Source organism: Lacinutrix salivirga (genome assembly GCF_053604675.1).
Genome location: NZ_JBSHNP010000073.1, coordinates 1 through 10,148, shown reverse-complemented (window position 1 = coordinate 10,148; position 10,148 = coordinate 1). Strand labels below are relative to the sequence as shown.

The following is a 10,148-nucleotide window of genomic DNA, read 5'->3' as shown; positions in this document are numbered from 1 at the left end:
AGTTTCAACGACTTAAAAGCGAGGTCTTAAAGCCTCATAGAACTGTACGAAATCTGTGTAGAAAAGAGAGGGGATTTTCAATGTTGACGAAGTCTAGGCTTCTGCGTATATAATAACCTTACTCCTCTCTTTTGTCTTTTCTGTTTATTTATCTAATTTAATGAATTGTAAACTTAAGCCGTATATAATTTATTGCTAGTTCTAGCCTACTTACGAAAATCCTCGCGGATTTTCTATTCGGTTTTTATTTGCTAAATTAGTTGCTTGAAACACGCAACAAACCATATACAACAACGTTGGCACTAATATAAAAAATGGAACCTGGAACTTCAATATTACTAGAAAAAGGATTAGACCAAGTATCAAAATCTTTTGGTTTTTTAAAGGATGAAATAGCCCATTTAATTGACAATGGGTTTGATGAGTACCTTAAAAAAATGAGGTTGAAATTCCTCTATTCAAGAACCTTTTTACATAGAAATGAAAATCTAAATTTCAAAAATCTTTATTATCCTTTAACTGTTGTTAGTGATAGAAGAAAAAGAATTAAAAACCCTAATTGTAGAAACTTATTCTTAAATAAATCCAATTGTGCTTCCATAATAGGGAACGCTGGTAGTGGAAAAAGTATGCTTCTAAAGCATTTATTTATTGATTCGTATGAAGAAGGTTTTAAAGTTCCAATTTATTTAGAACTACGAAGTTTTAATAATAATGAGTTATCCTTTAAAAATTATATAGTTAATATTATTGATTCAAATAATCTAGCACCAAATAAGAAAATAATTGAAAGGATTTTAAAAAGTGGTCGATTTATAATCCTTTTAGATGGTTTTGATGAAATATATTCTAATAAAAAATCAAAATTAGTTGATGAAATAGACTCATTCATTGACAGTTATAATAAAAATCATTTTGTTATTTCATCTAGAAAAAATTCTGGACTAGAATCAATTCCAAGATTTAATAGTTTTACAATCAAAGAGCTTACAAGTAAACAAATTTATGAATTTATAGATATTCAGTGTTGGCTCTTAAATGATAAGGAGTTAGCAGAAAACATTAAATCAACTATTAAGGAAAATAGAAAAAAAGAATATTTAGAATATTTAAAATCGCCTTTATTATTGTCAATGTTCATTTATACTTTTAAAAATTATCCAGAGCTTCCGACAAAAAGGAGTAAATTTTATTGGAATATTTATGATACTCTAGCTACCAAGCACGATACTGTATCAAAGAAAGGTGGATATTTACACGAACGAAAAAGTAAATTAAAAAATGATGAAATAGAATTAATCCTACAGTGGTTCTCTATGCTGTCATTTTTTGAAGGTAAGTATGAGTTTAGTGAATCATACCTTAAAAAGAAAATTGATATAATAAAAAAGCATACTAGACTAATATTCGACACAAGCGATTTAATTTATGATTTGGCAACCTCAATTTCAATTCTAAAGATTGATGGACTGAATTATATTTTTCCACATCGTTCATTACAAGAATATTTTTGCTCTGAATTAATAGCAACACAATCTCAAGATGCAAAATTAAATATTTATCAAAAAGTACTACCGAATTACGCAATAAATAGTAATGACAGTCTTTCAAATTTGTTTTTATTGTTAGATGAAATTGATAGCTACGATTTTAAATTAAATTTCATAATCCCAGAAATTGAAAAATTTATTTCTGTACTTACTAAAAACGTATCTAATCCAGTATCAAAATTCTATAATATATTTAATGTTCGAGAAGATTTAAATAACATATCAGATTTTTCAAAATTCAAATATTTTAATAGATACAAATTTGACAACCATATCATTTTTAGTATTTTCTCTTTCCTTGAAATTGAATTGAACTGGGAGTTTTCTCTTCGAAATATAAAAAATGCAAAAATAGGGAACCTTGAAATTAATATTGAAGAATATATAAAGTTCTCAACTTTTGATGTTTTTTATTACAAAGAAATAGATAAACGAGCAAATATGTTTATATCAAAATATTATAAAACAGACTTTGAAATGAATATTTCAAAATTAAAAGATGCAATTTCTAACATAAAAAATAAAACATCAAAGTTGGCTAAAAAGGATTCTAATTTTATTCTGAATTCAATAAATACTAGTGCCAACAACGTGTATAATTAATGGCTAGTTATCGCTTACTTACGAAAATCCTAGTGGATTTTCTATTCGGTTTTTATTTGCTAAATTAGGTACTTAAACACGCCACTAATCATACACAAAACCGTTGGCAAACATTTTATAAAAAAATATCTAAATGAAAAAAACACTTATACTATTAATATTTTCGGTAATTATATCGGTTAATCTAAAAGCACAAAACCTAATATTAAAAAAAGGTAAATTACTGATAGACGACATTGAGGTATTTGATTATAAAATAGATGTCGCTAAAGGCTGGTTAAGCATTTACGATTTAAAAACAAAAGAAGAATTAATATACATTGAAGAATCACTTGGTGGAATTGATAATGAACACGGAAATGACTATGTTATATTTAAATTTTTAAAACAAAATGTTACTGTAGAAACCTCTGGCTATTCATTTTGGATAGATTATGTTAAATTTTTATACAGAAATAAAATATTTGATTCTAATGGAAAAATTGATGATTTAAAAATAAATCTCTTCCAATTACAATTTGATGAAAACTTGACAGAATTTTATAAACTTTCTTTTTCAGAAAAATTAATTAAATCTAAAGAATTATATCCTTTCAAGTATTGGAGAGAAAATTACTATGAATATGAAATGGAACAATACACTCAAGAGAATTGTGATGCCGCTAAAAAAATATTTGATAACCTAATTGATAAACTCATACAAGCAGGAGAAAATGAAGAAAAAGAGAAAAAAATTAAGTTTTTTGAAATAGCAATTAAAGAACTGAATAAACTAAGTGAAAAAGAAGAAGGTTTAATCGAAACAGGAGAAAGAGAAGATTTATGTAAACTTATTGATAAAATAACAATCGCTTCAGGATTAAACCCTTCAGACTATGCAGATGGTGAAGGAATTGCTGACTTATGGAGAGAATGGTAATAAAAAAATTGCCACTAACGTTTGGCAAACATTTATGAAACAGATACTAATCATATTCGGAATTATAATAATTATAGTTGTTACTGCAAATATTATCCTATCAAAAAACAATAAACCAAAAAATATCGGACAAGTAAGTAATAACATCATTGAGAGTGAAATTTCATCCTTTGACTTAAATGTAAAGATTCCAAAACCTAATTCTGATTTTTTAGAATTATGGAAAGCAGAAATGGAAAGAATTGGTTTGGAAGTTGAATTTCATCCAAATTTTGACATAAATAATCAAACTGGTTTTTTACCATTCAAAATAATTGTAACTGACAGTAGTTTTACCACCAAATATGGAAAAGGAGAATGGCTAACAGGATTTGAATTATATATATCTGATTTTGACAAAGAAGATTATTTTTCATTTCACGAACCTGAAGATTTGGAATCCATACCTGAAAACATCAAAAAGATATACGACAAAGCCGAATTGGATTTCTATTTTTCTGCAAATCCAAATAATAATACTGCCGAATTTAGGATGACTTGGTATGCAGCAGCTACTTTGACTAAATTGTATGATGGCATACTTGAAGATGCATATTCTGGAAAAAACTATACAGCGAATAATGTGGTTGAAATAGCAATAAGTAAAACTAAACAAGCTGAAACGGAACTTGCAGAAGACAAATGGAATCTGACAAAATTTGTTGAGTGGAAATAAAAACGATTTGCCAACAACGTGTATAATTAATTGCTTTGAACGTTGCCTATTTGGAAAATTCCTTCGGAATTTTCTCGCGTTCGTTTTTGTTTACTAAATTAGTTGCTTAAACACGCAACTAACCATACACAAAACCGTTGCCAATAATTTTGACCAACCGACGAACAAGAATTAAAACATTAAGATAGTTTACAATAAATGAAAATAATTTTCACCCTAATTTCTTGCTTGTTTTTGACAATAGCTCAATCACAAGAATTAAAAACGATAGAACTTCTTCCACCAGAATCAAAAGAATACAAAGATTTAAAGTTTCTGAAAAATGAATTACAAGGAAAACAACTTGTAATGCTTGGAGAACAAACTCATATGTATGGAAATATATTTGAGATGAAAGCAAGAGTTTTGGAATATCTTCATCAAGAGTTAGGATTTACAACTATTGCAATGGAATCTTCGATGTATGACATTTGGAAAATGAACAAAAATGGTTTTAATCCCAAAGAATTTAATAACGCAATTTGGGGAGTTTGGTCTAGTACGTTAGAATTTCAAAGAGTCGTAAACTATATAGAAAAAAACAATTTAAAAGTTATTGGCTTTGACTCACAAGTCATAAATACTTCTCAATTTGTGGAAGATTTTTATGATTATTTAGAAAGTCAGAATATTACTTTAAAGTTAGACGAGGATGATTTAGGAATTATCATAGAAGGAGTTTTAGAAAATGTAACAATCGAGGAAGATGATATAAAGTATAAAGTTTACGAAAAAGAAATTAATAGAATTATTAAGCAAATTGAAAATTTAGATTCTAATGAAATCAATTATTATTGGAAACAATTTACAAAAAGTCTTTTAGCTTCTTCGCAAGACGCATATTACAATAAAAAAGAAATCCTTACCACAGATTTTGGTAATGTAAATGACAATATCAGAGATAAACAAATGGCTGATAATCTTTTGAGTTACATTAAAAGGAATCCAAATGAAAAAATTATTTGTTGGGCAGATAATGTTCATATTATAAACGATAACTCAAGTATTTCAAAACCAATTGCAAAAGACTTTATTTCAATGGGTTCTTACATTCATCAAGACTTAAAAGAAAAATCATATAGTTTAGCAACAATACACGCAAACGATTCACTTTTTGATAATGGTACAAAAAAATGGCATTTAACACCTATTAAAACCAATTCATTCGAGTACGAATTGAATAGCTTAAATAAACCTTACCTATTTGTAACCTCAAACCAAGAGCAAATAAAATCTATAAAAGAAACAAGACTATTAAACTTTGTCGATTTCACAAATGCAAGATTAGACGAATTACACGATGGATATATCTTTTTTCAAAATGCAACATTACCCAAATTAGAGACACTAAAAGACAGCATAACTGTTTCTAACAAACAAATAGCTTTAGGTAAAAAAATAGAGCAAATCGAAATAGGCGAAAATGTTATACTAAAAGGACAGTTGCTTAATGAAGAAAATAATGAACCTATTCCATTTGCCACCTTAATCTTAAAAAAAGAAGAAATCTACAGAGTAGCTGATGAAAACGGTTTTTATGAATTACCAATCAAAAAAGCAATGTTAAAAAACTCAACTGTAGCTATTTCGTCAATGGGTTTTGAAACTAAAACTATTTCACTAAAAGAACTAAACGATAAAACATATTTAAAATCAAGATTTGAAGAATTAGACGAAGTTATAATTACTGGTTATTTATCGCCAAAGGCAGTATTAAAAAAAGCGATATCCAACAAAAAACTAAATCATCCTACTGAACCTTTTAATTTTTATAGATATGGCAATGTTTTGGTAAATAAAAATGACATAACCGAATTAGATTTAGAGTTAATAACTAAAGACCACGACGATGGATATTTGTCACCTTTTGTAATAACACAAAGAGTTGAACAGATAAAATGGAATAAGAACTCAAATCCAAAAAGGTATAAATATTCTTCTCAATTTTTTTCTTACAGACAAAATGCCATTCGTTATGCTAATATTTTGCACAAGAGAAAGTACAAGAAATTTAAACTAAACTTTGTAAAATCGAATAATCCAATTGAGGATGGATTATATATAATAGCTTTTCAAACAGAAAGAAATAAATGGAATTATACTAACAAAGGCTACCCAACAGAATACTCTGGCAGAGTTTATATTGATAAAGAAAATTTTGCAATAGTAAAAGTTATTGAAAACTGGGAAACTAGCTTAAACAAAGTTGAAATAGAAAAACACTTTAAAGGATATGAAGGTTATAAAGATATAGTTTCAACCACTATCAAAGAAGAAAACATTTGTTATTATTCGGACATTAAAAATAATGGTAAATTTTATGCTACAAGATATTTTAATCGTCGCTATAACGAAACCCTAGACAAAGACAACAACAAAAATTATGGAGTTTTCGAGAGAGATTCGTACTTATTCGACTTTGAATTAAAGAACGTTGAAGAAATTGAGTACGAATGGCGTGAAAAGAAACAAACAGTATTAAATCGAGTGGAATATGATAAAGCTTTTTGGAATTCATTTTACAAAAGAAAGATAAAAGGAAAATCGGAATAAAAAACTATTGGCAACAACGTATATAGCTCATAGCTAATTATTTGCTTATTCAAAGTTAAGGCATATTTGGAAAGTCGCCAAATTTTTAAATTTGACGATTTTCAACAAAAAAGATAAATAGTAAAATTTAAAAATTTGGCTTGTGCTCAATCCGAAAATAATTTTCTAATTTGCACGCTACGAGCCATATACAAGACCGTTACCAAACATTTGAAAAAAATCGAACTTTAAACAAAAACCAATTATGAAAAAACAATTATTTCCACTTTTAATATTATCGCTGATTTTATTTTCGTGCGGAAATTCAACTGAAAAGTGTCAATACACGAAAATGATGACAGTATCATACAACTTCAATAAAGAAGCTTCTTCTAAAATTATTGGTGTTGATACAACTTCTGGATGTTACAGCATAACTAAAGAAAATAATACTGCGGATTTAAAAGACTCAAAAAATAAATTCAGAATTTTAATTAAATCAAATCCTAACGTTTTTGAAATAACTGACGGAGAAAAAAATCGAATCTGGAATGAGGAAAATGGATATAAACTTGGAAATGCAATGAGTGGAGACACTCTGATTTTAAGATATGTTCCGACCAAAAACACGCCTGAAAATATTCTGAAATTCGGAACTGAATATAAATTTTACAATTAGTAACTGAAAATAAAAACGTTTGGCAACAACGTGTATAATTAATGGCTGGTTCTCGCCTACTTACGAAAATCCTCGCGGATTTTCTATGCTGTTTTTATTTGCTAAATTAGGTGCTTAAACACGCCACTAATCATACACAAAACCGTTACCCAACATTTACCAAAATCATCAAGAAATGGAATAATCTTTGTAACGTTTTAATTGTATATACGTCTAATATGATTAGTAAATAATACCTGAATTTAAAACAAAAAGCGAATTTAACACATTATTAATTGACTTAATTTGTAAAAAAAGTATATTTGTACAGTACATTTTATGTATATTTATAAAACTATGACAACTACATTAGAGAAAATAAATAGAGAAATTATAAAATCTTACTCTCATTCATTGAGCGAGGAAGAAAGAATTAATAAGATCCTTGACCACATTAATGATAAGAAGAAAGAATATTCTATTTTGACTAAATCTCTAGAAAAATTAGGCTCATTACTTACAAAAATAACTTGGTTAGATAACTTATCTACATCAGATGAAGTAATTATTAGAGGGATTATAGCAATGGGAAAAGCTTCTGATAAGCACTTTAGAAAATTCTACTCTGGACAAAGAAGAATATACGTTCCTAAAGGACTTTTTAAAGATGACTTTAAAGAAATGAAAAAAGCAATTGAATTTCACATTGAAGCTGTTAATGAAGTAGAGCATATAATATTTGATTTAAGAAAGAACAATGACTTTAAAGAGTTAAGTTCTCTAGTTGATGAGCTTTAATGAAATTTTTCTTCCAAAAAAGCTTTATATCTGAAGTCAAAAAACTTCTCAAAAAAAATTCATACAAAGATTGCGAAAAGGCAATAATCAACGATATCTTTATATTAGAATCTGATGATTTATTAGCTCAATGTGTTGCATATCGACTTAATCCAAATGCAAAAAATCCAATAGCTAAATTAAGAGCAGGAGATGAACAAGGTAAGAGTTCTTCTTTTAGAGTTTATCTGATTGCTGTGGCTATAAAAAACAATTATTATTTTGGATATATTTATCCAAAACAAGGCGTTTACGGGAAAAACTCTTTAAAATCTAAAGAAGAAACAAAAATCATAAAAAATCTTTTGAACGATATTAAGAAAGGTGATGTTATTGAGGTTAAACTTAATAAGAGCAAAGACAAGATTTGTTACGTTTCTGATGACAAAGAACTTTTTAAGTAAATAAAAAACGTTGGGTAACACCGTATATAATTTATTGCTAGTTATAACCTACTTACGAAAATCCTCTCGGATTTTCTATTCGGTTTTTATTTGCTAAATTACGTGCTAAACCACGCAACAAACCATATACAAACACGTTGTAAAACATTTGACAAACAGAGAACTATGAGAACAATAATTTTGCTTTTTTTGATTATTTCAACTTTACAATCCTGTAACAAAAATGAATCTAAATTACAGAATGAAAACTTAAAACTGAATAATGAAATAACTATTTTAAAATCAAAAATTGATTCTTTTGGAAACTTACCAACAATACAATTTGAGAAATTAATTTCAGAAGATTTTTCATTAGACTCATTGAGAAAGAAAAACTTTTCAGAATATGTAACTTACTTAAGGAACAACGAATTAAAAACAAATGATTCAATCTTAGCAGAAAAATACTTAAAGTTTGCTAAAAAGAATAAAGGCTCTTTTTATTCAATGTATGCAATAGATAGAATTAGAGGGATTAATTTTCAAAAAGAGCAATTAAACATCAACCAAATAGTCGGAAAATGGAAATGGGAAACTATGACAAATCTCTTTATGCCTTTTAAAGGAAAAAAAGATGAACAAGTCATTATTGAGAAAGATAAAACAATAAAAATTTTCAAAAACGGTAAATTAATTTCAGAGAGTAAATTTGAACTTATAAGACAAGGTTGGGGGAATTATTATATTGAATTTGACTGTAATAAACTTTATTCAATAATGGTTAAAGAAAATGGACTATTGACTTTAACTAAAGGAAAAGGATTTTGTATTGACTGCGGAACAGATGTTTATAGGAAAATTGAATAAAAAAACGTTTTACAACAATGCATATATTTTATTGCTAGGTTCTAGCCTGCTTACGAAAGTCCTTTCGGACTTTCTATTCGGTTTTTATTTACTAACTTAGTGACTTAATCACGCAACAAACCATATGCTAAACCGTTGTAACACATTTACCAAACCAAAGAACATTGAGTAAATTAATAGAATTAATAGACCAAATCACGGAATTCGGAATTAATCCAAAAGTGGATATGACCGACAAAACTGATGTTCTGAAAAAACTGCTAGTTGGAATTTACTCAGAATTTCTAAATGTAAAATTTGAATTTGACGAAAAGGATTATAAAGATGAACCAGATTTCGATTTTAAGAAAATCCTAGAAAATGTTAAATCAAATTTCCCTGATTTTGGTTGGTATAGTTCGGTTTTAGACTCAAATAAAATGGAACCGAATATTAAAATTGGAATTGGAGACGAATTAGATGATTTAGCTGATATTATAAAGGATATGTTGGAAGTAAAATGGTACTTTGAAAATACAAGTAAAAATGATGCTCTTTGGCATTTTGAGTTCCACATGCGAACACATTCTGAACAGCATTTAGCGGATTTATTAAAGCGACTAAAAGAAAGAAATGATTAGAATTGAAATATATAATTTGTTTCTAAAATATGGAAGTGAATGTCTCTGGAGTAGTGACCCAAGAGTTAAAAGACCCAAAGGTACTAGCGAAACAACTGATGAGATGTTTTCTGTATTAGAAACAATAAATAATAATCTAGAAATGATATCATCAGAATTATATAGTAAAGAAATGGAGTTACAATTTCAACAAGAAATAGAAAAGTTAAAGCCTAATGTATCTAAAGAAGTTTTGAGTTTAATGGAGAGTAATTATAAAACTGGAAGTTAAACTAAAAACGTGTTACAACAAAGTACTGTGGTAAAAAACAAGTAAAAACTCATTAATTTTTCACTAAAGTACTTCTATAAGAATCATCATATATTAATCCCGATTTTGCAATTGCAAAAGCCTGTTTTAAAAGCTTATTACATACTGCTATTAA

General features: G+C 27.6%; 10 protein-coding genes and 1 pseudogene. 10 read left to right on the top strand and 1 reads right to left on the bottom strand.

Annotated features, from left to right (window positions below):
* Nucleotides 1-314: 314 nt before the first annotated feature.
* The 10 genes from ACVC5O_RS02800 (at nucleotide 315) to ACVC5O_RS02755 (ending at nucleotide 9,994) form a co-directional block, all read left to right on the top strand.
* Nucleotides 315-2,153 carry an NACHT domain-containing protein gene (locus tag ACVC5O_RS02800; protein ID WP_452219942.1) on the top strand — a complete coding sequence of 613 codons (1,839 nt, stop codon included), beginning with the start codon at nucleotides 315-317 and terminating at the stop codon, nucleotides 2,151-2,153.
* A 133-nt stretch (nucleotides 2,154-2,286) separates the two neighbouring features.
* Entirely contained in the window at nucleotides 2,287-3,072 is a 786-nt protein-coding gene (locus ACVC5O_RS02795) for a hypothetical protein (RefSeq protein ID WP_452219941.1), read from the top strand.
* Between the two features lie 34 nt (nucleotides 3,073-3,106).
* The gene (locus ACVC5O_RS02790; RefSeq protein ID WP_452219940.1) at nucleotides 3,107-3,787 is read left to right on the top strand and encodes a hypothetical protein; all 681 of its coding nucleotides are present in this window, start codon (nucleotides 3,107-3,109) and stop codon (nucleotides 3,785-3,787) included.
* A 198-nt stretch (nucleotides 3,788-3,985) separates the two neighbouring features.
* Nucleotides 3,986-6,379, top strand: a complete 2,394-nt coding sequence (locus ACVC5O_RS02785) for an erythromycin esterase family protein (protein ID WP_452219939.1) — start codon at nucleotides 3,986-3,988, stop codon at nucleotides 6,377-6,379.
* Between the two features lie 244 nt (nucleotides 6,380-6,623).
* The gene (locus tag ACVC5O_RS02780; protein WP_452219938.1) at nucleotides 6,624-7,037 is read left to right on the top strand and encodes a hypothetical protein; all 414 of its coding nucleotides are present in this window, start codon (nucleotides 6,624-6,626) and stop codon (nucleotides 7,035-7,037) included.
* A 336-nt stretch (nucleotides 7,038-7,373) separates the two neighbouring features.
* Entirely contained in the window at nucleotides 7,374-7,814 is a 441-nt protein-coding gene (locus ACVC5O_RS02775) for a hypothetical protein (protein WP_147376116.1), read from the top strand.
* Nucleotides 7,814-8,257, top strand: a complete 444-nt coding sequence (locus ACVC5O_RS02770; protein WP_452219937.1) for a hypothetical protein — start codon at nucleotides 7,814-7,816, stop codon at nucleotides 8,255-8,257. The genes ACVC5O_RS02775 and ACVC5O_RS02770 overlap by 1 nt, the downstream gene beginning before the upstream one ends.
* A 165-nt stretch (nucleotides 8,258-8,422) precedes the next feature.
* Nucleotides 8,423-9,103 carry a hypothetical protein gene (locus ACVC5O_RS02765; RefSeq protein WP_267147254.1) on the top strand — a complete coding sequence of 227 codons (681 nt, stop codon included), beginning with the start codon at nucleotides 8,423-8,425 and terminating at the stop codon, nucleotides 9,101-9,103.
* A gap of 227 nt (nucleotides 9,104-9,330) precedes the next feature.
* Nucleotides 9,331-9,723: a DUF5063 domain-containing protein gene (locus ACVC5O_RS02760; RefSeq protein ID WP_452219936.1), complete on the top strand. Its 393-nt coding sequence runs from the start codon at nucleotides 9,331-9,333 to the stop codon at nucleotides 9,721-9,723.
* The gene (locus tag ACVC5O_RS02755; protein ID WP_452219935.1) at nucleotides 9,716-9,994 is read left to right on the top strand and encodes a hypothetical protein; all 279 of its coding nucleotides are present in this window, start codon (nucleotides 9,716-9,718) and stop codon (nucleotides 9,992-9,994) included. Before ACVC5O_RS02760 ends, ACVC5O_RS02755 begins: the two co-directional genes overlap by 8 nt.
* Before the next feature lie 52 nt (nucleotides 9,995-10,046).
* Here ACVC5O_RS02755 and ACVC5O_RS02750 read toward each other — a convergent pair.
* Nucleotides 10,047-10,148, bottom strand: a pseudogene (locus tag ACVC5O_RS02750) (IS110 family transposase); the annotation flags it as partial.

Coding starts and splice junctions, on each gene's coding strand:
- ACVC5O_RS02765 (WP_267147254.1), top strand. CDS start 8,423: ATGAGAACAATAATTTTGCTTTTTTTGATTATTTCAACTTTACAATCC.
- ACVC5O_RS02795 (WP_452219941.1), top strand. CDS start 2,287: ATGAAAAAAACACTTATACTATTAATATTTTCGGTAATTATATCGGTT.
- ACVC5O_RS02785 (WP_452219939.1), top strand. CDS start 3,986: ATGAAAATAATTTTCACCCTAATTTCTTGCTTGTTTTTGACAATAGCT.
- ACVC5O_RS02755 (WP_452219935.1), top strand. CDS start 9,716: ATGATTAGAATTGAAATATATAATTTGTTTCTAAAATATGGAAGTGAA.
- ACVC5O_RS02775 (WP_147376116.1), top strand. CDS start 7,374: ATGACAACTACATTAGAGAAAATAAATAGAGAAATTATAAAATCTTAC.
- ACVC5O_RS02780 (WP_452219938.1), top strand. CDS start 6,624: ATGAAAAAACAATTATTTCCACTTTTAATATTATCGCTGATTTTATTT.
- ACVC5O_RS02790 (WP_452219940.1), top strand. CDS start 3,107: ATGAAACAGATACTAATCATATTCGGAATTATAATAATTATAGTTGTT.
- ACVC5O_RS02770 (WP_452219937.1), top strand. CDS start 7,814: ATGAAATTTTTCTTCCAAAAAAGCTTTATATCTGAAGTCAAAAAACTT.
- ACVC5O_RS02800 (WP_452219942.1), top strand. CDS start 315: ATGGAACCTGGAACTTCAATATTACTAGAAAAAGGATTAGACCAAGTA.
- ACVC5O_RS02760 (WP_452219936.1), top strand. CDS start 9,331: ATGACCGACAAAACTGATGTTCTGAAAAAACTGCTAGTTGGAATTTAC.